At 62.7% G+C, this 24,322-nt stretch carries 20 protein-coding genes and 2 pseudogenes; 7 read left to right on the top strand and 15 right to left on the bottom strand.

Features of this window, described 5'->3' with window-relative positions:
- Positions 1-177 precede the first annotated feature (177 nt).
- From BVER_RS05970 to BVER_RS05960, 3 genes and pseudogenes are all read left to right on the top strand, one after another.
- Positions 178-1,569: a replicative DNA helicase gene (locus BVER_RS05970; protein WP_050452499.1), complete on the top strand. Its 1,392-nt coding sequence runs from the start codon at positions 178-180 to the stop codon at positions 1,567-1,569.
- Positions 1,570-1,712: 143 nt separating this feature from the next.
- A complete protein-coding gene (locus BVER_RS05965; protein ID WP_050452498.1) occupies positions 1,713-2,339 on the top strand; it encodes a DUF47 domain-containing protein in 627 nt (208 codons plus the stop codon).
- 11 nt (positions 2,340-2,350) lie between these two features.
- Positions 2,351-3,360 (top strand): annotated as a pseudogene (locus BVER_RS05960) (inorganic phosphate transporter).
- Positions 3,361-3,408: 48 nt separating this feature from the next.
- Here BVER_RS05960 and BVER_RS05955 read toward each other — a convergent pair.
- The 13 genes and pseudogenes from BVER_RS05955 to BVER_RS05895 all read right to left on the bottom strand — a co-directional run bounded on the left by BVER_RS05955 (position 3,409) and on the right by BVER_RS05895 (position 16,717).
- Positions 3,409-4,193: pseudogene (locus tag BVER_RS05955) on the bottom strand (SDR family NAD(P)-dependent oxidoreductase).
- 71 nt (positions 4,194-4,264) lie between these two features.
- Complete coding sequence (locus BVER_RS05950; protein WP_050452497.1) at positions 4,265-5,209, bottom strand: C40 family peptidase; 945 nt, start codon at positions 5,207-5,209, stop codon at positions 4,265-4,267.
- Positions 5,210-5,406: 197 nt separating this feature from the next.
- Complete coding sequence (locus BVER_RS05945) at positions 5,407-7,245, bottom strand: PhoH family protein (protein ID WP_050452496.1); 1,839 nt, start codon at positions 7,243-7,245, stop codon at positions 5,407-5,409.
- Positions 7,246-7,640: 395 nt separating this feature from the next.
- Positions 7,641-8,111 carry a peroxiredoxin gene (locus BVER_RS05940; RefSeq protein WP_050452495.1) on the bottom strand — a complete coding sequence of 157 codons (471 nt, stop codon included), beginning with the start codon at positions 8,109-8,111 and terminating at the stop codon, positions 7,641-7,643.
- A 107-nt stretch (positions 8,112-8,218) separates the two neighbouring features.
- Entirely contained in the window at positions 8,219-9,115 is an 897-nt protein-coding gene (locus BVER_RS05935; protein ID WP_050452494.1) for a polysaccharide deacetylase family protein, read from the bottom strand.
- 9 nt (positions 9,116-9,124) lie between these two features.
- Complete coding sequence (locus BVER_RS05930; RefSeq protein WP_050452493.1) at positions 9,125-10,171, bottom strand: bifunctional UDP-4-keto-pentose/UDP-xylose synthase; 1,047 nt, start codon at positions 10,169-10,171, stop codon at positions 9,125-9,127.
- Positions 10,168-11,154, bottom strand: coding sequence for a formyltransferase (locus BVER_RS05925; RefSeq protein ID WP_050452492.1), 987 nt, complete (start codon positions 11,152-11,154; stop codon positions 10,168-10,170). Before BVER_RS05925 ends, BVER_RS05930 begins: the two co-directional genes overlap by 4 nt.
- Positions 11,151-12,191 (bottom strand): glycosyltransferase, encoded by a 1,041-nt coding sequence (locus BVER_RS05920; RefSeq protein ID WP_050452491.1) that lies wholly within the window; start codon positions 12,189-12,191, stop codon positions 11,151-11,153. Before BVER_RS05920 ends, BVER_RS05925 begins: the two co-directional genes overlap by 4 nt.
- Before the next feature lie 57 nt (positions 12,192-12,248).
- A complete protein-coding gene (locus BVER_RS05915) occupies positions 12,249-13,385 on the bottom strand; it encodes a DegT/DnrJ/EryC1/StrS family aminotransferase (RefSeq protein WP_050452490.1) in 1,137 nt (378 codons plus the stop codon).
- A gap of 66 nt (positions 13,386-13,451) precedes the next feature.
- Positions 13,452-13,823, bottom strand: a complete 372-nt coding sequence (locus tag BVER_RS05910) for an SMR family transporter (protein ID WP_050452489.1) — start codon at positions 13,821-13,823, stop codon at positions 13,452-13,454.
- 103 nt (positions 13,824-13,926) lie between these two features.
- Positions 13,927-15,600, bottom strand: coding sequence for a glycosyltransferase family 39 protein (locus tag BVER_RS05905; protein WP_050452488.1), 1,674 nt, complete (start codon positions 15,598-15,600; stop codon positions 13,927-13,929).
- Between the two features lie 287 nt (positions 15,601-15,887).
- Positions 15,888-16,259, bottom strand: a complete 372-nt coding sequence (locus BVER_RS05900; RefSeq protein WP_050452487.1) for an Mth938-like domain-containing protein — start codon at positions 16,257-16,259, stop codon at positions 15,888-15,890.
- A 269-nt stretch (positions 16,260-16,528) separates the two neighbouring features.
- The gene (locus BVER_RS05895) at positions 16,529-16,717 is read right to left on the bottom strand and encodes a hypothetical protein (RefSeq protein ID WP_050452486.1); all 189 of its coding nucleotides are present in this window, start codon (positions 16,715-16,717) and stop codon (positions 16,529-16,531) included.
- Positions 16,718-16,731: 14 nt separating this feature from the next.
- Here BVER_RS05895 and BVER_RS05890 point away from each other — a divergent pair, with 14 nt between their 5' ends.
- The 4 genes from BVER_RS05890 (at position 16,732) to BVER_RS05875 (ending at position 22,551) form a co-directional block, all read left to right on the top strand.
- Entirely contained in the window at positions 16,732-17,970 is a 1,239-nt protein-coding gene (locus tag BVER_RS05890; RefSeq protein ID WP_050452485.1) for a pyridoxal phosphate-dependent aminotransferase, read from the top strand.
- Between the two features lie 24 nt (positions 17,971-17,994).
- Complete coding sequence (locus tag BVER_RS05885; protein WP_050452484.1) at positions 17,995-19,317, top strand: homoserine dehydrogenase; 1,323 nt, start codon at positions 17,995-17,997, stop codon at positions 19,315-19,317.
- Positions 19,318-19,336: 19 nt separating this feature from the next.
- Positions 19,337-20,782, top strand: a complete 1,446-nt coding sequence (gene thrC / locus BVER_RS05880; protein ID WP_050452483.1) for a threonine synthase — start codon at positions 19,337-19,339, stop codon at positions 20,780-20,782.
- A 176-nt stretch (positions 20,783-20,958) separates the two neighbouring features.
- Complete coding sequence (locus BVER_RS05875) at positions 20,959-22,551, top strand: ABC-F family ATPase (RefSeq protein WP_050452482.1); 1,593 nt, start codon at positions 20,959-20,961, stop codon at positions 22,549-22,551.
- Positions 22,552-22,627: 76 nt separating this feature from the next.
- Here the strand turns inward: BVER_RS05875 and BVER_RS05870 are convergent, their stop codons facing one another.
- Together BVER_RS05870 and BVER_RS05865 are read right to left on the bottom strand one after the other, a co-directional pair.
- Positions 22,628-22,831: a DUF1289 domain-containing protein gene (locus tag BVER_RS05870; protein ID WP_050452481.1), complete on the bottom strand. Its 204-nt coding sequence runs from the start codon at positions 22,829-22,831 to the stop codon at positions 22,628-22,630.
- A 53-nt stretch (positions 22,832-22,884) separates the two neighbouring features.
- The gene (locus BVER_RS05865; RefSeq protein WP_083452056.1) at positions 22,885-24,126 is read right to left on the bottom strand and encodes a phospholipase A; all 1,242 of its coding nucleotides are present in this window, start codon (positions 24,124-24,126) and stop codon (positions 22,885-22,887) included.
- Positions 24,127-24,322: the final 196 nt, after the last annotated feature.

Genomic DNA, 24,322 nt, shown 5'->3' with positions numbered 1-24,322 from the left:
GCATGCCTCGCCTCACATAACCTCAACTTCCCGAACCGCCCGGTGCGGACCCGCACGCCGGGTGGTGTGGCAGGGTGGTGTGGCAGGGGACCGGCCAGCTTGCTGGCCGCCCCTATGCCGATTTTTTTTTTGCCTGACTGTAGTCCCGCCCGCCTTATTGATCGATAATTCCACCCCATGAACGCTCCGTCCAAAGATCCGCAACTCGATGCGCTGAAAGTCCCGCCGCACTCGATCGAAGCCGAGCAATCGGTGATCGGCGGCCTGCTGCTGGACAACGCCGCATGGGACCGCATCGCCGACGTGATGGCGCAAGGCGATTTTTATCGCTACGACCATCGCATCATTTACGAGCACATCGGCCGGCTGATCGCGTCGACGCGTCCGGCCGACGTCATCACCGTCTACGAAGCCCTCAACATGGCCGGCAAGGCCGAGGAAGTGGGCGGGCTCGCGTACCTGAACGCGCTGGCGCAGAACACGCCGAGCGCCGCGAATATCCGCCGTTATGCGGAAATCGTGCGCGATCGCGCGGTGCTCCGCCGCCTCGTATCGGTCGCCGATGAAATCTCCGCCGACGCCTTCAATCCGCAGGGCAAGGAAGTTCGCCAGATTCTGGACGAAGCGGAATCACGTGTGTTTTCGATCGCGGAAGACGGCGCGCGCGGCACGCAGGGCTTTCTCGAAATCGGGCCGCTGCTGACGCAGGTCGTCGAGCGGATCGACACGCTGTATCACACGGCCAATCCGAGCGACGTGACCGGCACGCCGACCGGCTTCGTCGATCTGGACCGCATGACCTCGGGCATGCACGGCGGCGAGCTGATCATCGTGGCAGGGCGGCCGTCAATGGGTAAGACGGCTTTTTCGATGAACATCGGCGAATATGTGGCTGTCGAGTACGGCTTGCCGGTCGCGGTGTTCTCGATGGAAATGCCGGGCTCGCAACTGACCATGCGTATGCTCGGCTCGGTCGGACGGCTCGACCAGCATCGCATGCGTACCGGGCGTCTGACGGACGAAGACTGGCCGAAGCTCACGCACGCCGTGCAGAAAATGAGCGAGGCGCAGCTTTTCATCGACGAAACCGGTGGTCTGAATCCGATGGAACTGCGTTCGCGCGCGCGACGTCTCGCGCGTCAGTGCGGCAAGCTCGGGCTGATCATCGTCGACTATTTGCAGCTGATGTCCGGATCGTCCAGCGCGGGAGAAAACCGCGCGACAGAAATCTCGGAAATCTCGCGATCGCTCAAGTCGCTGGCGAAGGAACTCGATGTGCCGGTGATCGCGCTGTCGCAGTTGAATCGCGGGCTGGAGCAGCGCCCGAACAAGCGCCCGATCATGTCCGATCTGCGCGAATCCGGCGCTATCGAACAGGACGCGGACGTGATCCTGTTCATCTATCGCGATGAAGTCTACAACCCCGACAGCCCGGACAAGGGCACGGCGGAAATCATCATCGGTAAGCAGCGTAACGGTCCGATCGGCCCGGTTCGCCTCACGTTCCACGGCCAATACACGAAGTTCGACAATTTCGCCGGCGCGCAGAGTTTCTACGGCAGCGAGTGAATCGACCCATCGCGGCGCGCGGCTGTCAAGTCGGCGTCGCATTCCTTGCCGCGCGTCATCGACACCCGGCGCATCGAAGGGCGCCCGCGGGTACAATATGATGGTTTCATGTCCGTCGTTTTGACCCAATATTCGGGATTCACATGTTTGGTCGTGTCATGCCCACCGAGGGCAAATTCTTCGAGATTTTCAACGCTCATGCGAAGTGTCTGGTCGATGCCAGCAGCGAGCTCGAACTGCTGATCGATAACCTCGACGAAGCAGAAATCCACAAGCAGAACGTCCAGTCGAACGAAAAGCGTGCCGACAAGCTGACGCACGAAACCATCGATCTGCTGCACAAGACTTTCATCACGCCGCTCGACCGCGACGAGATTCACAAGCTCATCACCACGATGGACGACATCCTCGATCTGATGGAGGACGTCGCCACGGCCATTTCGCTTTACGACGTGCGCGCCGTCACGTCGGAGGCGAGCCAGCTCGCGCATATCTGCACGGCGGCCAGCCAGCGCGTGCAGCAGGCGGTCGAACTGCTCGCCGACATGAAGCGCGCGAGCGAAATCCTGAAGATTTGCGAGGACATCGACCGGCTCGAATCCGACGCCGACCGCGTGTTGCGCTCGGCCATGTCGAAGCTGTTCCGCGAGGAAGACGACGTCAAGACGCTCATCAAGCTCAAGGCGATCTACGAGTTGCTGGAGACGATCACCGACAAGTGCGAGGACGTTGCCAACATCATCGAAGGCATCGTGCTGGAAAACGCCTGACCGACGCCACGATGCATTCGATTCAACTCGCCATCTGGGCGGTCTCACTGCTCGTCATCGTCGCGCTGCTGTTCGACTTCATGAACCGCTTTCACGACGCCGCCAATTCCATCGCGACGGTCGTATCGACGGGCGTGCTCAAGCCGCAACAGGCGGTCGCGTTCGCGGCCGCGTTCAACGTCATCGTGTATTTCATTTTTCACCTGAAGGTCGCCGCCACGGTCGGCAAGGGCACCATCGACCCGAATATCGTCGATCACTACGTCATCTTCGGCGCGCTGGTCGGCGCGATCGGCTGGAATATCGTGACGTGGATCTACGGCATTCCGTCGAGCTCATCGCATGCGCTGATCGGCGGTCTGGTGGGCGCGGCGCTGGCCAAATCCGGCTGGGGTTCGCTTAACTGGGACGGGCTGATGAAGACGGTTGCGTTCATTTTCATCTCGCCGTTGCTCGGCTTCGTGCTCGGTTCGTTCTTTATGCTGCTGGTGTCGTGGATGTACTTCCGCACGCCGCCTTCGAAGGTCGACCGGCGCTTCCGCCGGCTGCAACTGGTGTCGGCGGGGCTGTATTCGCTTGGCCACGGTGGCAACGATGCGCAGAAGACCATCGGCATCATCTGGATGCTGCTGATCGCCACGGGCTACGCGTCCGCCACGGCCGATGCGCCGCCGATCTGGGTGATCGGCTGTGCTATCTGTCGATGGGTCTCGGCACGCTGTTCGGCGGCTGGCGCATCGTACGGACGATGGGGCAGAAGATCACCAAGCTCAAACCGGTCGGCGGTTTCTGCGCGGAAACGGGCGGGGTGCTCACGCTGTTTATGGCGTCGTTCCTCGGCATTCCCGTGTCGACGACGCACACCATCACCGGCGCGATCGTCGGCGTCGGCGCGACGTAGAAGTTCAGCGCGGTGCGCTGGGGCGTCGCGGGCAATATCGTGTGGGCGTGGATTCTGACGATTCCCGCATCGGCCGCGCTAGCGGCGGCGGGCTGGTGGATCGGCCACCGCTTCCTGTAACGGCATACGGGCTCGCATCGCGCGAGCCCGCTTCGCTTTAAAGGCGTATCAGATGATCGGCGACGACACGCCGTCCATCGGAATGATCGCGCCCGACACATAACTCGCGCGACGGCTCGCCAAAAACAGCGCGACGTCGGCGATTTCTTCCGGCTTGGCATAGGCCCGAGCGGCACCTTCGCCTGACTCTCGGCCAACGCCTGATCGCGTTCTGCGCCTCGAGTCCGAGCGCTTCCTCGACGCGTTCGGTCAGCGTCGAACCGGGATTGATCGCGTTGATGCGGATGCCGAGCTTGGCGTAATGATGCGCGAGCCCGACCGTGTTCAACATCAGCGCCGCATTCGCCGCGCCGCCCGCGATATGAATGTCGCTGGCGATTTTCCCGCCCATTCCAATGATATTGACGATCGCGCCCGGTTCCGCGCCCGGCTCCTTTTGCAGGCGCTCGGCCATGCGCTTCAGCACGACCTGTTGCGGATAGACGTAGGAGAAATACTTGGCGTCCATCGCGGCCTTGAAGGCGGCGGCATCGAGCGAATCGGGATCGTAGCGGCGCGCCGCACCGGCGCTGTTGATCAGAATATCGATGGGACCGAGCGCGGCGCTCGCTTCCTCGACGACATCCTTGGCGCTGTGGGCTTCGTGCAGATCGGCGCGGGCGAGATGAACATGATGGCCCTCGCTCGCCAGTTGCTCGCGCGAGATTGGCCGGATCGCGCGAGACGATCGCGACTTTCGCGCCTTCCGCCGCGAACGCCTTGGCGCACGCGAAGCCGATTCCCTTGCTGCCGCCCGTGATCAGGACGACTTTGCCTGCCAGACCGAGGTCCATGAATTTCGCTCCTGCCGTGTCGACGCGTGATGATCCAGACCGATCACGATAGCAGAGTGGCGAGCGATACGTCAGTTGCTGCCGTTGGCGAAGCGGGCGATGGGATCGTCGCCGTTCGATGCAGCCGGCCGCGCGGGCGTCAGCGACGACGTAGAGGCGCGCATCACGCGCGCGGGCGGATCGTCGTGCGCCGTGCGCGCCTGCTGCTGCGCGGCGCTGCGCGATGACGGCGGCGGCTCGAAGGCATCGGCGGCGGCTTGAATCGGATCGGACGATGCGTTGATGGCGGCCGTCGCTGGCGCGCTTGCGCCGGCTGCCTTGGCTTGCCGCTGAGCCGCGGACAAGGAAGAAGAGGGCGGCGGCTCGAAAGCATCGGCGGTGGCGGGCGCGGGAGGAGTCATCGGAGCCGCAGCAGGCGCTGGCGCAGGTGCAGGTGCAGGCGAGGCGATATACGTCGGTGCATCGAACGGAGTCGGCGCGAACTTGGGCGGCGCGACGCGGCGAATGCCGTCGAAATGCTTCGCCCAATAGGGATTCATCAGGTAATCGAGCCGCACGGTGCCGCCCGTCGACGGCGCGTTCACGAAGCGCAACTTGCCCACGTAAATGCCCACATGCGAATGTGGCCGTCCTGTCGTGTTGAAGAACACCAGATCGCCCGGCGCGATTTCATCCGGCTCGATGGATTCGCCGCGTCCGCTCATTTCCGCCGTCGTTCGCGGCAGATCGACCGACGCCGCGCGATCGACGACATAGCGCACGAGACCGCTGCAATCGAAGCCCGCATCCGGATTATTGCCGCCCCAGCGATACGGTACGCCGACGAGCGCCATCGCCTGAATCGAAATTTCCTCGCGCCCGATGCTGTGATCGACGAACGTCGGAAAGCCGGGCGGCGGTTTGTAGGTGCGGGTTGCGTTCGTGCTGGCGGAAGGCTTGCGCGTCGCCTGCTGCGGCGCGCTATCACACGCGGCAAGCAGAACGGTGACGAGCAAGGGAAGCCAGATTCGACGCATTTGACACAGGCGAGCGAAATCTCGCCCTCGATGGGACAGTGCCTCGATACTAGCCCGCAGCACGGACGTGCGGCAACATTTCTTCAGAAATTACTTCAAGTTCGCGTCGTAAGTGTGGCTCGCGCGAAACGATCGCACAAAAAAACGGCCTGACGGATTGCTCCGCCAGGCCGTTGATTTCTAACGAAAATCGACGCTTACAGAATGTCGGACGCGTAATCCGCCAGTCGCGAACGTTCGCCGCGCGCGAGCGTCACGTGTCCACTGTGCGTCCAGCCCTTGAAGCGATCGACCACGTAGGTCAGGCCGGAACTGCCTTCCGTCAAATACGGCGTGTCGATCTGCGCGATATTGCCCAGGCAGATGATCTTCGTGCCCGGACCCGCGCGCGTCACGAGCGTTTTCATCTGCTTCGGCGTCAGATTCTGCGCCTCGTCGATGATCACGTATTTATCGACGAAGGTCCGGCCGCGCATGAAGTTCATGCTCTTCACCTTCAGACGCGAACGGATCAGTTCCTGCGTGGCGGCGCGGCCCCATTCGCCGGCGGCATCGTCGGTTTTCTGGAGGACTTCGAGGTTGTCGTCGAATGCGCCCATCCACGGCTGCATCTTTTCTTCCTCGGTGCCCGGTAGAAAGCCGATGTCCTCGCCGACCGGAACCGTCGCGCGCGTCACGATGATCTCGTTATAGCGCTTGTCGTCGAGCACTTGCGCGAGACCGGCGGCGAGCGCCATCAGCGTCTTGCCGGTGCCGGCCTGACCGAGCAGCGTGACGAAATCGACTTCCGGGTTCATCAGCAGGTTGAGCGCGAAGTTCTGCTCGCGATTGCGCGCCGTGATGCCCCACACGTTGTTCTTGTGGTGCCCGTAGTCGCGCAGCGTCTGCAGTAGCGCGGTCTTGCCGTTCAGTTCGCGCACGACCGCGTGGAACGACGGCTCGCCGTTCTGCGGTTCGAGATAGACGAACTCGTTGACGAGCATCGACGGGCAGAGCGGACCGGTCACGCGGTAATACGTGGTGCCGGTCTTGGTGTCCTGCCAGCTTTCCATGCCCTTGGCGTGCTTGGTCCAGAAATCCTGCGGCAGCGCGCGCACGCCCGAGTAGAGCAGGTCCTTGTCTTCCAGAACCTGATCGTTGAAGTAATCTTCGGCCGGCAGTCCGAGCGCATGCGCCTTGATCCGCATGTTGATGTCTTTCGACACCAGCACGACCTGACGATCCTGCCACTCTTTCTGCAGCGCGCGCACGACGCCGAGAATCTGGTTGTCCGCCTTGCCGACGGGCAAACCTTCGACCGGTTCGATATCGGTGAGCGTGGTCTGGAAGTAGAGGCGGCCGAGCGCGTCGCGGTTGCCTTGCGCAGCGAGCGGAATGCCTTCCGTCATCTTGCCCGCGTTGGCGACCAGCGCGTCGAGCGTGCGGCTCACCTGACGCGCATTGCGCGCCACTTCCGACATGCCCTTCTTGTGATTGTCGAGTTCTTCCAACGTCATCATCGGCAGATAGACGTCGTGCTCCTCGAAGCGGAACAGCGAACTCGGATCGTGCATCAGCACGTTGGTGTCGAGCACGAAGAGCTTGCGCAGTTCGGCTTCCTGCGTCACGCGCTGACGGCGCTTCGGTTGCGCGCGCGTGTCCTTGGCGACGGCGGGCGCGGCAGGCGCGGGCGTGTCGGCGCGCTCGGTGCGCGCCTGCGCCGGTTCCTTGCGTTCGGTCGGCACGGGTTGCAGGAGCGCCACGGTCTGCTTCGATTTTCGGCCGCGCGTGGGCACGCTGCCGGGCGCGGGCGATGGCACGACGTTTTCGACCGGCGCTTCGGCGGGAATCTGGGTCAGCACGTCGCTCGCGATGGCGCGCAAGGTGTGCGCCGCGTTCGCGGGACGTTCGGCCGCGACGGTTTCGACGGCGCCGAACGCGTCGTCGTCACTTGCGGCAGCCTGTTTCTTCGATTGCTTCGACGGCCTGGCTTTGGCTTTGTACTCTTCAGACGGAAGGAGATGGCCGAGTTTGGCCGGGGCGGTAGGCAAAGGCATGGTGTTCCCTCGAAAGGAATCGGTTCATATCGTGCGCCGCCTGTCGCATCCTGCTCGTCCGCCCTCGCAGCGTACGCGTTCAGCAGTTTGCGCCCGGAGACGCGCTTCGTGGTCGAAAACGCCGGTCGCCTAAGTTTTTCGATCTGCTCCTTGGAGGTTGCGTCCGTCACGCCGCACGTCCGTCCGAAAAATCCGGCTGTCGCGCGACACCAACAAAAAAGCCGCCGTTCCGACTACCGGAACCAGCGGCTGACTGCTTTTTCGGAGCGCCCGCGACGTGCCCGTTCCACGTAGTCCGGATCCATGCCGACCGCACCGCACGGCAGACGGCGTGGGGCGCGGCGAATTAGGGAATGGGAAGAACAGGCGCTCATTGCAGACCAATATAGCGTGCATCAAATCGCTTGTACAGCCTCGACGATCGCCTCGACGTGACCCGGCACCTTGATGCCGCGGAACTCCTGCCGCAGCACGCCTTTCGCATCGAGAAGAAAGGTCGAGCGCTCGATTCCGCGCACTTCCTTGCCATACATTTTCTTCATTTTGATGACGTTGAACAGCGTGCAGATGGCTTCGTCCGCGTCGGACACGAGCGTGTAGGGCAGTTCGAGCTTGGCCTTGAAGTTGTCGTGCGATCGCACGCTGTCGCGCGAGATGCCGATCACTTCCGCGCCGACGGCCGTGAACTGCTCGTAGTGATCGCGGAATTGCAGGCTTTCCTGCGTGCAGCCGGGCGTGTTGTCCTTCGGATAGAAGAACAGCACCACTTTTTTCCCGCGCAGGCTGGACAGCGTGAAATCGCCGCCGGTGGCGGGAGCGGTAAAGTCGGGAACGGGCTGATCGACTGCGGCTGATGCAACTGGCACGAAGCTTCCTCCGGTTATTCTGGATTGTGGGCAGGGGCGTCGCGTCCGCCGCCGGCCGGATTGCCGGACAGCGGCGGAAATCGAGAATCGGGAATCGGCCCGAGGAATCAGCCCGGCTGGACGATCAGTTCGTCCGACCGGCCCGGAATCTCGCCCCATGTAACAGGGTACGTGGGTAGGGTCGTTCGGTCCAGCGTCGCATGATAGTCGCCCATCGTGGCGAAGCTGTGTCCCTGCGCGCGCCAGCCGGCGAGCAGTTGCTCGAACACGGGCGCGAGCTTCTGGCCTTCGAGTTCGGCGTGCAGCGTGAAGACCTGATCGTGCGGATTGTTCGCCGTGCGCTTAAGCAGATGCGCGGCGACATTGCTTTCGTCGATGCCGTCGACGCCGAGGATTTCATCGAGCGTCGGCAGCGTGGTTGGCATCTGCACGTGATTCAGCGTGCGGCCGTCGAGCACGGGAATATACGGCGTGTGGCCGCGCCCGTCGGATGCGTAGCGCATGCCCCACGCGTCGATCTGCTCGAACGCGTGGCCGTTCATTTGCCAGCCGGCCGCGCCGTGCGTGACCGGCGGCGCGCCGAACACCTCGACGAAACGCGCATGGCTCTGCTTCATCTGCGCGACGGTCCAGTCGCGATCGCGCGCGCGCACGTTGTCCTGCCAGTAGACGTGATCCCACGTATGGATGCCGCATTCGAAGCCGGCCTCGTGGATGGCGCGCATCTCGGACTTTGTTTCGCGGCCGATATCCGGCCCCGACAAGAGCACGCCGTACATCAGTTGCCTGATGCCGTAATGCTCGACCACCGACGTGCGCGACACCTTCTTCAGAAAGCCGGGGCGAAACACGCGCCGCAGTGCCCAGCCGGTGTGATCCGGGCCGAGGCTGAAGAGGAAGGTCGCGCGCGCGCTGTACTTGTCGAAAATACGTGCGAGGTTCGGCACGCCTTCGCGCGTGCCGCGCAGCGTATCGACGTCGATCTTGAGGACGATGCGGGCCACGCGCGCCTCTTACGACTGCTCGACGAGCTTGCGGGCTTCGCCGACGTGATCGCGATACGCTTCGAAGATCTTGCGCAGCGCGTCGTCCATCGTGGCTTTGGGCGCCCACGAGAGTTCCTGCATCGTGTTGTCGATTTTTGGCACGCGGTTCTGCACGTCCTGATAACCGCTGCCGTAGTACGCGCCCGACGAGGTTTCGACCAGTTGCACTTGCTTCGCGGTGTCGGCGTATTCGGGATATTCGTTCGCCAGCTTGAGCATCATGTTGGCGAGTTCGCGCACCGAGAAATTATTCTTAGGATTGCCGATGTTATAGATCTTGCCCGACGCCATGCCGTCCTTGTTCTCGATGATCTTCATCAGCGCGCCGATGCCGTCGTCGATGTCCGTGAACGCACGCTTTTGCGCGCCGCCATCCACGAGGCTGATGTTCTCGCCGCGCACGATATGGCCGAGGAACTGTGTCACCACGCGCGACGAACCTTCCTTCGCGGTGTAGATCGAGTCGAGGCCCGGGCCGATCCAGTTGAACGGGCGGAACAGCGTGAAGTTCAGGCCTTCCATGCCGTAGCCCCAGATCACGCGGTCCATCAGCTGCTTCGAGCACGCGTAGATCCAGCGCGGCTTGTTGATGGGGCCGTAGGAGAGCGTGGAGTTTTCCGGGTCGAACTGCTCGTCGGTGCACATGCCGTACACCTCGGACGTCGACGGAAACACCAGATGCTTGTTGTACTTCACCGCCGAACGCACGATGGGCAGGTTCGCCTCGAAGTCGAGTTCGAACACGCGCAGCGGCTGCTTCACGTAAGTCGCGGGCGTCGCGATGGCGACCAGCGGCAGGATCACATCGCACTTCTTGATGTGATACTCGACCCACTCCTTGTTGATGGTGATGTCGCCTTCGAAGAAGTGCATCCGCTCGTGATTCGCGAGGTCGCCCAGGCGATCGGTTTGCATATCCATCCCGAACACTTCCCAGTCGGTCGTTTCGAGGATGCGCTTGGACAGGTGATGGCCGATGAAACCGTTCACACCGAGGATCAGAACTTTTTTCATGAATGACGAGAGGATTGAATGATTCGGCCGAATTCGGCGGGATCGACGGCGCGCTCTTCACCCACGGGTTGCGCGTCGGCATTCAAGACCCGATGACGCAATTCGTGGATGGCGATGACGCGGCCATTGCCGCAGACGCCAAACAGCGCATTATCCGCCACGCTCAGGCCGATGGGCAAACGGCGCAGATCACCGAGCCTTTCGGCCGAAATGCCGGGCGCGCCCGTTTCGGGCACGAGCCGCGCGCGCGCAACGATAAAGCGGTTGCTATCGATATCCGTGAACGCGCCCGGATACGGCGGCGCGACGGCGCGAATCAGGTTGTACACACGCGGCGCGGACTGCGACCAGTCGATGCGGCCGTCTTCCGGCTTGCGGCCACCGTAGTAGCTGCCGGCGGCGAGGTCGTTGGGCAGGCGCGGCGCTTCGCCCGCGAGCAGGGCGGGCAGCACGCGCCACAGCGTCTGTTCGGCCGCGACAACGGTCTTGTCGAAGACCATCGCCGCTGTATCGTCGGGGAGGATCGGCACCGGCGTCTGGGCGACGATCGCGCCGGCGTCCGGCTTGGCGAGCATTTCGTGCAGCGTCGCGCCGGATTCGGTTTCGCCGTTGATCACCGCCCAGTTGGTCGGCACGCGTCCGCGATACTTCGGCAGCAGCGAGCCGTGCATGTTGTACGCGCCGCGCCGGGCGAGCGCGAGCAGCGAGACCGGCAGCATATGCCGGTAATAGAACGAGAAGATGAAGTCCGGCCCGATGCTCGCGATTTTCGCCTGCAACTCCGACGCTTTCGGATCGGCCGGCATGATGGTCTCGATGCCATGCTCCGCCGCGACCTGCGCGACGCTGCCGAACCAGATGTTCTCGCTCGCGCTGTCCTCGTGCGTGACGACCAGCGCGACATCGACGCCGCGCGCCAGCAGCACCTGCAGGCAGCGCACGCCGACGTTGTGGTAGGCGAAGACGACGGCGCGCGGTTTCATCGGCTGTCGTCCTCGCGGGTGACGACCACGGCCACTTGCTGCACCGTGTCCTGCAGCGGCTTGGTCGCGACCGACAGGCCGTCGCGCTGTTCGAGGATCGTCTGCACCAGATAACGCGGACGCGCGCGCACCTGCTGATAAATGCGTCCGATGTATTCGCCGAGCAGCCCGAGCGCGAAGATGATCACGCCGAGCATGAAAAACGTGATGGCGAACAGCGTGAACACACCCTGAACTTCCGCGCCGAACATGAAGCGGCGAATCAGCAGCAGCAGGAACAACGCCGCCGAGCTGACCGAGAGAATCACGCCGATGAACGACAGCCATTGCAGCGGCACGACGGAAAAGCCCGTCACGAGGTCGAAATTCAGGCGAATTAGGCTATACAGCGAATACTTCGATTCCCCCGCGAAACGCTCTTCGTGCGCGACGTCCACTTCGATCGGGTTCTGCGCGAACGTGTACGCGAGCGCCGGAATGAAGGTGTTGATCTCGCCGCAGCGGTTGATCGTGTCGATGATGTGCCGGCTGTACGCGCGCAGCATGCAGCCCTGATCCGTCATGCGGATCTTGGTGATGCGCTCGCGCAGACGGTTCATCGCGCGCGATGCCTTCTTGCGCCACAGGCTGTCCTGCCGCTGCTGACGAATCGTGCCCACGTAGTCGTAGCCTTCGCGCATCTTCGTGACCAGCTTGCCGATTTCCTCGGGCGGATTCTGCAGATCGGCGTCGAGCGTCACGACGATTTCGCCGCGCGACTGCTCGAAGCCCGCGAGAATCGCCATATGCTGGCCATAGTTGCCGTTCAGCAGAATCACGCGCGTGGTGTCCGGGCGAACGTGAAATTGCCGGGCCAGCAGCGCGGCCGATTTGTCGCGGCTGCCGTCGTTGATGAAGATCACTTCATACGACGTTTTAAGCGCATCGAGCGCCGGGTACAGGCGGGCGAAGAGGGCGTCCAGGCCGTCCTCTTCGTTGTAGACGGGGATGATGACCGAAAGCTCGGGGCCCGTCGCCGGAGTATCCAAATGACTCATGTTGCGCTGAATGTCCTGTGATTTAGCCGATGCGGTTTAGCCAGTATGGCCGTATTGTCAGCAAATCTCGTCGATGGCGTCGACCACGCGCGCGACGTCGTCCGTCGTCATGAGCGTGAACAGCGGCAGCGTAACGGTCGATGCGCCGAGCGTCTCCGCATGCGGGAACATGCCTTCCTTGAACCCGCGCGCGCGATACAGCGAGAACAGATGCAGCGCCGGATAGTGCACGCCCGTGCCGATGCCGCGCTCCTTCAGTTGCTCCATGAACTCCGCGCGCGTGAGATTCAGCCGGTCGAGCGGCAGCGCGATCTGGAACATGTGCCAGTTGCTGTCCGTGAAATTGTCGAGCGGCAGACCGACGCCCAACTTCACGGCCGCACCGCCTTCGAACGCGTCGAAATAGGCGCGCGCCAGTTCGCGGCGTTTCTGCGTGAAGCGCTCGATGTGCTTCAACTGGCCCAGGCCGACGCGCGCGGCGACATCGGTCAGGTTGTACTTGCCGCCGAGCACGTCGCAGTCCATGCCGTCCAGGCCCGTGCGCGTGATGCCTTGCAGACGATACTTGCGCGCCAGTTCGGCTTCGCCCTCGTTGTTCATGACGAGCGCGCCGCCTTCGATCGACGTCACGTTTTTGTTCGCGTGAAAGCTGATCGAAACCAGATCGCCGAACGAGCCGATGCGCTTGCCTTTCCACGTCGATCCGACCGCTTGCGCGGCGTCCTCGATCACGCGCAGCTTGTGGGCGCGGGCGATCTCGTAGAGGCGGTCCATGTCGACCGGCAGACCGGCGAGATAGACCGGCATGATCGCGCGGGTTTTCGGCGTGATGGCCCGCTCGAGCAAGTCGAGGTCGATGTTGCGCGTGACCGGATCGATATCGACGAAAACCGGCGTCGCGCCGACTTCGAGGATCACGTTGGCGGTCGACACCCAGGTCATCGGCGTGGTGATGACTTCGTCGCCAACGCCGACGCCGGCGATGCGCAGCGCGATTTCCATCGTGCAGGTGCCGGAGTTGAAGGCGCGCACCGGACGGCCGCCGAAATACGCGGACAATTCGGCTTCGAACTGCTGATTCTGCGGGCCGGTGGTGATCCAGCCGGAGCGCAGAACGTCGACGACGCCCTGAATGGTCTCTTCGTCGATTTCAGGCCTGACGAAGGGCAGGAACGGCCGCGAAGTCTGAGTCATGGACACTCTGCTCAAAAGTTGAAATTGATCCGGGTGATGCTTGCGCGTCGCGCGGGCGGCGTGCCTTCAGCCGCGCGCCAGCACGGCCACGCCGACGAGAATGATGCCGATGCCGATCAGCCGCTGCATCGAGAGCACCTCGCCGAACAGATACCACGCGGCGAACGCGTTGACGACATAGCCGAGCGAGAGCATCGGATAGGCGATGGACACGTCCACCCGCGACAGCCCGACGATCCACACGACGACGCTGAACACGTAACACGTCAGCCCGCCGATGATGGGCCATTGCGTCGCGATCTTGAAACCGACCGGCACAATGTTCGCCGGCGTGATGTCGAAATGCCCGACCGTGTTGACGCCCGCCTTGAGCAGCAACTGCGCGACCGCGTTCAACAAAACGCCGATGATGATGCAAATGAAGGAAATCGGATTCATCGCGCGCTCGGTGGGTGCTCTTCAAGGATACTGGTTTCGTGGCCGGATGACGAACGGTCGTGCTGTCCGGCGGCGGTTCGGTGCGAAGCAGGTCGGGTCGCGATCACGGCTGCGGCTTCTCGACGATCACGCGGCGGGCGTCGCGGGCGATCAGCTGCATCGGTACGTGGCGCTTTTCGAGGTCGTCGTAGCGCGACGGTGGCATCAGCGCGAGCGCGTAGCGTTCCGCATCCCAACGTTTGATCCATTCGTCGATGGTCGGCACCCACTTTTGCGGCTCCGTCTGCACGCCGAAGGTCAGCTCGTCGGACTCCTGCACCATGATCATCGTGTGATCGAGGTAGAACGGCATGGTGTGATCCAGCTTGGCGATCGAATAGAAGGGCGTGTCGGCCGGAAGCTTCGCCATCGCGGCCTTCACGGCCGGCACGAGCTTCACGCCCGAACTGTCCGTGCCGAACACGTCATGCCCGGTTCCAGCGATGGTGCCCAGCAGCAGCCACGCCGCGCCCAGTCCCGCCGCGCCCGCCAGCACGCTGCGCCGATTCAGCCAGAGCGCGAAGATCGTCACCACGAAAGCGACCGCCAGCGCCGCCCACACCCACACCTGATATTCGCGATACAGCGCATTCGGCGTATTCGCGCTGCCCGCGCGGCCGAGGAAAATCACCCCGAACGCCGCCGCGATCAGAAACACCGCGTAGCCGATCAGATGCATGCGGTACTGCGGTTTTGCAAGCGTCGGCAGATACAGGCCGATCACCTGCGCGATCGACGGCGCGATCGGCAAAGTATAGGAAAGCAGCTTGGAATGCGACGCGCTGAAGAACAAAAAGATGAACGCGGACCAGACCAGCAGCATCGTGACGGGCGCGAAGCCGTTGGGCTGGCGCGGCGTTTTCACCGCGTGACGCATGCTCTGGAACACGATCGACAGCCACGGCAGAAAACCGACGATCAGCACCGGCACGAAGTAATAGAACGGGCCGGGACGATTCTGCGCGGGCGTCAGATAACGCTCGAACTGCTGGACGATAAAGAAGAAGTTGAAGAACTCGGGATTCTTCATCTGCACCAGCACGAACCACGGCGCGGCCACGATCAGAAAGACGATCAGCCCGCTGCCGATATAGAGACGCTTCCACAGCGCCCAGTTGCGCGCGATCAGCGAATACAGCACCAGCACCGGGCCCGGCAGAATCAGGCCGACGAGGCCTTTCGAGAGCACCGCCGCGCCCATCGCGGCCCAGCAGAGCCACATCCACAGGCGGACCTGGCGCGTCGGCAGGTTCGGCCGCTGGGCGAGCAGCAGCGCGCACAGCGACAGCTCCATCCAGAACGACAGGGCCATGTCGAGCGTGTTGAAGTGGCCCATCAGGTTCCAGTACGGGCAGGTCGCGAGGATCACCGCGGCCGCGAAACCGGTCATCGCGTTGAACACGCGCGTGCCGGTATAGCCCAGCAGCAGGACGCCCGCGAAGCCCGTCAGCGCCGTATAGAGCCGCGCCTGCCATTCGCCGATGCCGAACCACGCGAAGGTCAGCGCGTTCGCCCAGGTCTGCAGGGGCGGTTTCTCGAAATACTTGTAGCCGTTGTAACGCGGCGTGATCCAGTCGCCGGTGACGAACATCTCACGCGCCATTTCGGCGTAACGGCCTTCGTCGCTCGGCACGAGATGACGCCAGCCGAGCGGGATGAACCAGACGGCCGCGAGGGCGAGAACCAGAAGAATGAGCGAGAGACGTGTGAGCGGTAGCCGCGAAGGCGTATCGTTCATGAAGTCGACCTATCCGATGCCGCGACGCGGCGCTGTTATTACGAAATGGCACGGCGATGCCGTCCGCGGGTCGCCGCGCCCGGAAAGCAGCCTAGTGAATGAAGTCCGGCGGCACGCCCGCCGACTCTGCCGCGCGGGAGTGTATCGCACGCCCGGACCGAATACGTCAAAATGGGGCACACCCGCGCGGATCCCGCCACGGCGCGCATCACGCGCACGGCCGACGGGAGCCGGATTGTGGCCCGCGTTTCCTTAGGGTTTCCTTAGCCGGCGCGCGTTTTCCGCGCTCAGCCCTCGATCAGCAGCGCCGCCGCCACGCGTCGTCCCTCGGACATCAGGATGTTATAGGTGCGGCACGCGGCGCCGAAGTCCATCGTCTCCATGCCGATGCGGTGTTTCGCCAGTTGCGCGGTCAGGCGCGGATGCGGAAAGCGCAGTTTCGACCCGCTGCCGAAAATGACCACCTCGGGCGCCGCCGCGACGAGCGCGTCGAAGTGCTCGGGCGCGAGGGCATCGAACGACGACACCGGCCACTGTTCGAGCGTATCGGGCATGACGATGACGCTGCCTTCGTGCCGTTGCAGGTTGATCGCCACGAAATCGTCTCCGTAGCTCGTGATCGTGTTGAGCGCGTTGTTGTCTTCCTGATGAAGTTTCAAAACGGTGATCCGGCAGGGAAGAGGTGAGCCCGGCGCGCAAACGCGGCGCGGGTGCCCCGTGCACCGCGCGCGGCGTCCCGCGCTGTCCTTTGGTGCATTGCGGAACCGGGACATAATCAGTAAATTATAACTTTTCGGTCGCCGGGTTCGCTGAGCGTCACTCGAGCGAGGCCGAATCCGAGATTGCGCCCGCGTGCCGCCACAAGCCGCCTCGCACGCAACGCCGTCAAAAACTGGCTTACGCGCCCGCGCCTTACCAGGCGAGGCACTCAACGTTCGGGCCCGCGCGCATACGGCATCTCCGGGCGCTCGCCGGCACGGTGCAGCAACACTCCTTTTGCCTGTTCGGCGCCTTTCGCCGATACTTTCGGGCGGTGCGCGGGAGTCGCCGCCTTGCCCGGCGCGCCTCGATCGCCCGCATCGACCGAATTCGAATAACGCTTTTCTTCCGTCGCCATCTCCAGAGTCAGCCGTGAAACCGATTCTCAAATCCAACAAGCTGCAAAACGTCTGCTACGACATTCGCGGGCCCGTGCTCGAACACGCCAAGCGTCTCGAGGAAGAAGGCCATCGCATCATCAAGCTGAATATCGGCAATCTGGCGGCGTTCGGCTTCGAGGCGCCGGACGAGATCATTCAGGACATGATCCGCAATCTGCCCGGCTCGTCGGGCTACTCGGATTCGAAAGGCGTGTTCGCCGCGCGCAAGGCGATCATGCATTACACGCAGGAGAAGGGCGTCGCGGGCGTCGAACTGGACGATATTTTCATCGGCAACGGCGCGTCGGAACTGATCGTCATGGCGATGCAGGCGCTGCTCAACGACGGCGACGAAGTGCTGCTGCCGGCGCCGGATTATCCGCTGTGGACGGCGGCCGTCAGTCTGTCGGCGGGGACGCCCGTGCATTACATGTGCGACGAAAGCAACGGCTGGATGCCCGATCTCAACGACATCCGCGCGAAGATCACGCCGAACACCAAGGCGCTCGTCGTCATCAACCCGAACAACCCGACCGGCGCGCTGTACTCGGACGAACTGCTGCGCGAGCTGATTGCGATCGCGCGCACGCACGGCCTGATCATCTTCGCCGACGAGGTCTACGACAAGATCGTCTACGACGGAAAAGAGCATACGTCGATGGCCGCGCTCTCGGAGGACGTGCTCACCGTCACGTTCAACAGTCTGTCGAAAAGCTACCGTTCGTGCGGTTATCGTGCCGGCTGGATGGCGATTTCCGGTCTCATCGAAGAAAACCGCCGCCGCGCGAAGGATTATCTCGAAGGGCTCGGCATTCTCGCGTCGATGCGCCTGTGCCCCAACGTCCCCGGCCAATACGCGATTCAGACGGCGCTCGGCGGCTATCAGAGCATCAACGATCTGATCGTGCCAGGCGGACGCCTCTACAAGCAGCGCGAACTTGCGTATGACATGCTCACGGCCATTCCGGGCGTCTCGTGCGTAAAGCCGCAGGCGGCGCTCTACATGTTCCCGAAGCTCGATCCGAAGATTTATCCGATTCAGGACGACCAGCAGTTCATCACCGATCTGCTGCTCGAAGAGCGCACGCTGCTCGTGCAGGGCACCGGCTTCAACTGGCCGACGCCGGATCACTTCCGCGTCGTGTTCCTGCCGAACCTCGACGATCTCGCGGATTCGATCAACCGCATCGCGCGGTTCCTCGACGGCTATCGCAAACGACATTCCGCTTAATTCTCTTTTATAGAAGCACGCTGCATGGAACCGATCAAAGTAGGACTCTTGGGCTTCGGCACGGTGGGCAGCGGCACCTTCACGGTGCTGCGCCGCAACCAGGAAGAAATCAAACGACGCGCGGGTCGCGGCATCGAAATTTCGCGGGTTGCGGTGCGCATGCCGTCGAAGGCGCAGGTCGCGAAGGACGAAGGCATCGCGGTGACGGACGACTTCGGCGCGGTCGTCGACGATCCTTCCATCGACATCGTGTGCGAGATGATCGGCGGCACCGGCTTCGCGCGCGATCTCGTGCTGCGGGCGATCGCCAACGGCAAGCATGTGGTGACGGCCAACAAGGCGCTGCTCGCCGTGCATGGCACGGAGATTTTCCAGGCGGCGCGCGCCAAGGGCGTGATGGTCGCGTTCGAGGCGGCGGTGGCGGGCGGCATTCCGATCATCAAGGCGCTGCGCGAAGGGCTGACGGCGAACCGCATCGAGTACATCGCGGGCATCATCAACGGCACGACGAACTACATTCTTTCGGAGATGCGCGATCGCGGTCTGGACTTCGCGACCGCCTTGAAGGCCGCGCAAGAGCTGGGCTATGCCGAAGCCGATCCGACTTTCGATATCGAAGGCGTCGACGCCGCGCACAAGGTCACGATCATGAGCGCGATCGCGTTCGGCGTGCCGGTGCAGTTCGATCGCGCGTATGTGGAAGGCATCAGCAAGCTGGCGGCGATCGATATCAAGTACGCGGAAGACCTCGGTTACCGCATCAAGCTGCTCGGGATCGCGCGGCGTACGGAGAAGGGCATCGAGTTGCGCACGCATCCGACGCTGGTGCCGGAAAAGCGTCTGCTGGCGACCGTCGAAGGCGCGATGAACGCGGTCGTCGTGCACGGCGACGCGGTCGGCACCACGCTGTACTACGGCAAGGGCGCGGGCGCGGAACCGACGGCGTCGGCGGTCGTCGCCGATCTCGTCGACGTGACGCGTCTGCATACGGCGGATCCGGAGCATCGCGTGCCGCATCTGGCGTTCCAGCCGGACGCGTTGTCGAACACGCCGATCCTGCCGATCGACGACGTGACGAGCGGCTATTACCTGCGTCTGCGCGTCGCGGACGTGACGGGCGTGCTCGCCAACATCACGCGCATTCTCGCCGAGAAGGGCATCTCCATCGATGCTCTTTTGCAGAAGGAATCGGAAGAAGTCGGCGGCGCGAACAAGGGCGAGACGGACATCATCCTCATCACGCACGAGACGCTGGAAAAGAACGCGAACGCGGCCATCGCCGAAATCGAAGCGCTTTCCACGGTGGTCTCGAAGGTGACGAAGCTGCGCATGGCGGCACTGAACTAACCCAGGACGGTCAAGCGACATGAACTACATCTCGACGCGCGGCGCAGGCTCCAACGAGCGCCACACGTTTTCCGACATCCTGCTCGGCGGTCTCGCCAAGGATGGCGGCCTGTATTTGCCGAACGAGTATCCGCGCGTATCCGCCGACGAACTCGTGCGCTGGCGCACGCTGTCCTACGCGGACCTCGCGTTCGAAGTGCTGTCCAAATTCAGCGACGACATTCCCGCCGAAGACCTGCGCTCGCTGACGCGCAAGACGTATACGGCGCAGGTCTACAGCAACGTGCGCCACGAAGAAAGCGCCTCGCAGATCACGCCGCTCAAGACGCTCGGCGTCGAGAACGGCACGCCGATCTCGCTGCTTGAACTGTCGAACGGCCCGACGCTCGCCTTCAAGGACATGGCGATGCAACTGCTCGGCAATCTGTTCGAGTACGCGCTGGCGAAGCACGGCGAGACGCTGAACATCCTCGGCGCGACGTCGGGCGATACCGGCAGCGCCGCCGAATACGCGATGCGCGGCAAGACCGGCGTGCGCGTGTTCATGCTGTCGCCGCACAAGAAGATGAGCGCGTTCCAGACCGCGCAGATGTTCTCGCTGCAGGATCCGAACATCTTCAATCTGGCGGTCGAGGGCAATTTCGATCATTGCCAGGACATCGTGAAAGCGGTGTCGAACGATCACGCCTACAAGGCGAAGCACAAGATCGGCACGGTCAATTCGATCAACTGGGCGCGCGTCGTGGCGCAGGTCGTGTACTACTTCAAGGGCTATTTCGCCGCGACGAAGAGCAACGACGAACGCGTGTCGTTCACGGTGCCGTCGGGCAATTTCGGCAATGTGTGCGCGGGGCATATCGCGCGCATGATGGGTCTGCCGATCGATCAGCTCGTCGTCGCGACCAATGAAAACGACGTGCTCGACGAGTTTTTCAGGACCGGCGTGTATCGCGTGCGCGGGGCAGCGGAGACGTATCACACGACCAGCCCGAGCATGGATATCTCTAAGGCGTCGAACTTCGAGCGCTTCGTGTACGACCTGCTCGGCCGCGATCCGGCGCGCGTGCTGCAACTGTTCCGCGACGTCGAGGAGAAGGGCGGTTTCGACCTGATGGCGAGCGGCGATTTCGCGCGCGTGAAGGAATTCGGCTTCGTGTCGGGCCGCAGCGATCACGACGACCGCGTGAAGACGATCCGCGACGTGTTCGAACGCTACGACACGATGATCGACACGCACACCGCCGACGGCGTGAAGGTCGCGCGCGAGAATCTGAAGCCCGGCGTGCCGATGATCGTCCTCGAAACCGCGCAGCCGATCAAATTCGGCGAAACGATCCGCGAGGCGCTCAATCGCGAGCCGGAGCGTCCGGCGGCGTTCGCGGGACTTGAAAAACTGCCACAAAGGTTCGATATCGTCCCGGCAGAGGCGGCTGTGGTGAAGGCGTATATCGTCGAGCGGACCTGAGCGGAATCGCGCGCGGGGCGCGGCTCTCGAGGCCGCGCCCCGTTGTTTTTTGGTCCGGTTACCTTAGGCGTAGGCACGCCGAGGCGCGCCCGGATCGCGCCTCGGCGGCTCAAAACACCGCTAAAAGCTGTTAAAATCTCAGGTTTTTCGTCGTACCCCATTCAAAAGGACGCGCCGTGCTGTCTACCGCCAATATCACCATGCAATTCGGGCCCAAGCCCCTCTTCGAGAACATCTCGGTCAAGTTCGGCGAAGGCAACCGCTATGGCCTGATCGGCGCCAACGGCTGCGGCAAGTCGACCTTCATGAAGATTTTGGGCAGCGACCTCGAACCGTCGTCCGGCAACGTGATGCTCGAACCGAACATCCGTCTGGGCAAGCTGCGTCAGGATCAGTTCGCCTACGAAGACATGCGCGTGCTCGACGTCGTGATGATGGGCCACACCGAAATGTGGGCCGCGATGACCGAGCGCGACGCGATCTACGCCAACCCCGACGCGACCGACGACGACTACATGCGCGCCGCCGACCTCGAAGCGAAATTCGCCGAATACGACGGCTACACGGCCGAAGCGCGCGCGGGCGAACTGCTGCTGGGCATCGGTATCGACATCAGCGATCACAACGGGCCGATGAGCAACGTGGCGCCAGGCTGGAAGCTGCGCGTGCTGCTCGCGCAGGCGCTGTTCTCGAAGCCCGACGTGCTGCTGCTGGACGAGCCGACCAACAACCTCGACATCAACTCGATCCGTTGGCTGGAAGACGTGCTCAACCAGTACAACTCGACGATGATCATCATCTCCCACGATCGACACTTCCTGAACCAGGTCTGCACGCACATGGCGGACATGGATTACGGCACGCTGAAGGTCTGGCCGGGCAACTACGACGACTACATGCTGGCTTCCACCCAGGCGCGCGAGCGTCAGCAGGCGGCCAACCAGAAGGCCAAGGAGCGCGTGGCCGATCTGCAGGACTTCGTGCGCCGCTTCTCGGCCAACAAGTCGAAGGCGCGTCAGGCCACCAGCCGTCTCAAGATGATCGACAAGATCAAGATCGAGGAATTCAAGCCGTCGTCGCGCCAGAATCCGTTCATCCGCTTCGAGTACGAGAAGAAGCTGCACAACATCGCGGTGGTCGCGGAAGACATCACGAAGAAGTACGAGCGCACGATCTTCCAGAACTTCAACCTGAGCGTGCAGCCGGGCGAGCGGATCGCGATCATCGGCGAAAACGGCGCGGGCAAGACGACGCTCTTGAAGTCGCTGAAGGGCGCGCTCGATCTGGATCACGGCAGCGTGAAGTGGGCCGAAAACGCGAACGTCGGCTATATGCCGCAGGACACGTACGAAGAGTTTCCGAAAGACGAGACGCTGACGGACTGGATCGACCAGTATCGCAAGGAAGGCGACGACGAGCAGATGATGCGTGGCACGCTTGGCCGACTGCTGTTCAATGCGGACGACATCAAGAAGAACGTCAAGGTGCTGTCGGGCGGCGAGAAAGGCCGTATGATCTGGGGCAAGCTGATGCTCGGCCGCCACAACGTGCTGCTGATGGACGAGCCGACCAACCACATGGACATGGAATCGATCGAATCGCTGCAGATCGCGCTGGAGAAGTTCGAAGGCACGCTGATTTTCGTGTCGCACGATCGCGAGTTCGTGAGCGGACTGGCGGACCGGATCATCGAAGTGAAAACCGACGGCACGCTGCGCGACTTCGGCGGGAATTACGAAGACTTTCTGTCGAGTCAGGGGATTCAGTAAGTTTCCCTGCCGCAAGCATGAAAAAAGCCGCGCGAGCGGCTTTTTTCATATTTGGACGCCTCGAATTTCGGACGCCTCAAATCTTGTCGTACCGAAACCGCATCGCCGTGCCTTCGCGCGTGATGCGTTCCCATATCGCGCGTTTCTCCTCATCGGAGAGAAACACCCAGTTGGACACTTCGCCCGCCGTGCGGCCGCAGCCTTTGCAGACATCGTCGAACAGCGTGGAGCACACGCCGATGCAGGGACTATCCGGAAGATCGTGAAGATTCGACGCCATAAAGCTCACTCGGGGCCGCATCGGCGGGCGATGTGGCGAAATCGTAAAAAAACTCAGCGGGTGATACTGTAGCCGATTCGCGCGATCCAGTGACGACGCTGGTTGTAATCGAGAATGTCCTCACCGTATCCGTTGAAATAGCTCACGAACAGATACCCGCCCCACGCGCTGCCGACGAGTTTCGCCAGCGGATAGGTCAGGTTAGCATCGACGCTGCCGTACCAGTGCTTCGTCCCCTTGCGCAACGTGGTCGCAAGCTGCCAGCCGTCCGGGCTGCCGTACTTGATCAGAAAGTCGGCGTAGCCGCGATAGTCGGCGATATCCTGATTCCCGCTCTTCGACAAGTAGTAATAGAACTTCGGCGACAGCGTCAGATGGTTGTCGTTGAGGTCGCCGAATTCCCAGGTCGGGCGCACGAAGACGATATTGATCGCGCGCGATTCGTCGCCTCCCTTGCCGTTCGATTCGTGCCCGATACCCGCCGCCACGCCCATGCGCGTGAACAGCGGACTCTTCACGCCCGTGTCCTCGACGTAATAGAACAGTTGCGGCTGGAAGCTGATATCGCGGAACGGCACTGAATCGGCCGAAAGATTCCAGATGGCGGTCTGCGTATAGCCGAAGTACAGGTTGTCGAGAAAGCCGCTCGAACGCGGATCGTCGGGCAGATGCAGACGGTATTTGAAGCTGAACTGGAACTTCGCCAGTTGATCGCCGTTCTTGCCGTCGGCGAAATAGGTCGGCTCGAAGCTCGAGAAGCGGCCGGAGAGCATCGTGTCCTGCGTCGTCGTCGGGACGGCGGCGGTGTTGGCGGCGGCCGTCGCGGAGGCGAGCTGCGCGGGCGTCGTCGCCTGCGATTCGCGATGCTCGGCCGCCGCGACCTGCGTCTGATTCTCGCCGCGATTGAGCAGCACGAGCATCGGCGATGCATCGAATCCGACCGGGTCGATCTTGATCGTGCCGCGCGCCGATTCGGGCCACGGCGCGGAGTACTTCACGCGCCGATATTGCCCCGGCGCGAGCCGCAGACGATCGGGCACCGATGCATCGCGCGTCAGTTGCAGCGGGGCGGGCGGCAAATCGCCGTTGGTCAGATTCACCGTAAGCTGCTTCGGCACGTCGATGCTCAAGGGCTTCTTGTCGTCGTCGGTGTAGAGCAGCGTCAGTTCCAGCGGCTGCGATGCGGCGGCTTCACGCGCCAGTTGCAGCACGGCGACGGTGGCATGCGCGTTCGAAGTGACGGTCAGGGTAAAAAGCAGCGCGGTGAAAGCGGGCGGTCGAAGGCGATGAGCCATGTAATTAGCGTCCTGTGGTTCACCCGAACGACACGCGGCGACCGCAGACGCGCGAGCGCTCCGAGGTCGCCGCGCGCGATGCGAGTTGGTGCCGCCGATGCGCGCGCTAACAGGCGGGCATGACGATCGATCGATTAGGGCAATCGAAAGCCGGTAGCAATCCTGATGCCTGCTACCTTGCGATCCGCCTAAAAAG

Source organism: Candidatus Burkholderia verschuerenii, assembly GCF_001189365.1.
Classification (GTDB): domain Bacteria; phylum Pseudomonadota; class Gammaproteobacteria; order Burkholderiales; family Burkholderiaceae; genus Caballeronia; species Caballeronia verschuerenii.
Note: the sequence above shows the minus strand (reverse complement) of the source record. Positions and strands in the feature narration are given on the sequence as shown.

Bases quoted from the DNA above. Each gene is read 5' to 3' on its own strand.
- BVER_RS05970 (WP_050452499.1), top strand. From the start codon at position 178: ATGAACGCTCCGTCCAAAGATCCGCAACTCGATGCGCTGAAAGTCCCG.
- BVER_RS05965 (WP_050452498.1), top strand. From the start codon at position 1,713: ATGTTTGGTCGTGTCATGCCCACCGAGGGCAAATTCTTCGAGATTTTC.
- BVER_RS05950 (WP_050452497.1), bottom strand. From the start codon at position 5,209: ATGCGTCGAATCTGGCTTCCCTTGCTCGTCACCGTTCTGCTTGCCGCG.
- BVER_RS05945 (WP_050452496.1), bottom strand. From the start codon at position 7,245: ATGCCTTTGCCTACCGCCCCGGCCAAACTCGGCCATCTCCTTCCGTCT.
- BVER_RS05930 (WP_050452493.1), bottom strand. From the start codon at position 10,171: ATGAAAAAAGTTCTGATCCTCGGTGTGAACGGTTTCATCGGCCATCAC.
- BVER_RS05925 (WP_050452492.1), bottom strand. From the start codon at position 11,154: ATGAAACCGCGCGCCGTCGTCTTCGCCTACCACAACGTCGGCGTGCGC.
- BVER_RS05920 (WP_050452491.1), bottom strand. From the start codon at position 12,191: ATGAGTCATTTGGATACTCCGGCGACGGGCCCCGAGCTTTCGGTCATC.
- BVER_RS05915 (WP_050452490.1), bottom strand. From the start codon at position 13,385: ATGACTCAGACTTCGCGGCCGTTCCTGCCCTTCGTCAGGCCTGAAATC.
- BVER_RS05910 (WP_050452489.1), bottom strand. From the start codon at position 13,823: ATGAATCCGATTTCCTTCATTTGCATCATCATCGGCGTTTTGTTGAAC.
- BVER_RS05905 (WP_050452488.1), bottom strand. From the start codon at position 15,600: ATGAACGATACGCCTTCGCGGCTACCGCTCACACGTCTCTCGCTCATT.
- BVER_RS05895 (WP_050452486.1), bottom strand. From the start codon at position 16,717: ATGGCGACGGAAGAAAAGCGTTATTCGAATTCGGTCGATGCGGGCGAT.
- BVER_RS05885 (WP_050452484.1), top strand. From the start codon at position 17,995: ATGGAACCGATCAAAGTAGGACTCTTGGGCTTCGGCACGGTGGGCAGC.
- thrC (WP_050452483.1), top strand. From the start codon at position 19,337: ATGAACTACATCTCGACGCGCGGCGCAGGCTCCAACGAGCGCCACACG.
- BVER_RS05870 (WP_050452481.1), bottom strand. From the start codon at position 22,831: ATGGCGTCGAATCTTCACGATCTTCCGGATAGTCCCTGCATCGGCGTG.
- BVER_RS05865 (WP_083452056.1), bottom strand. From the start codon at position 24,126: ATGGCTCATCGCCTTCGACCGCCCGCTTTCACCGCGCTGCTTTTTACC.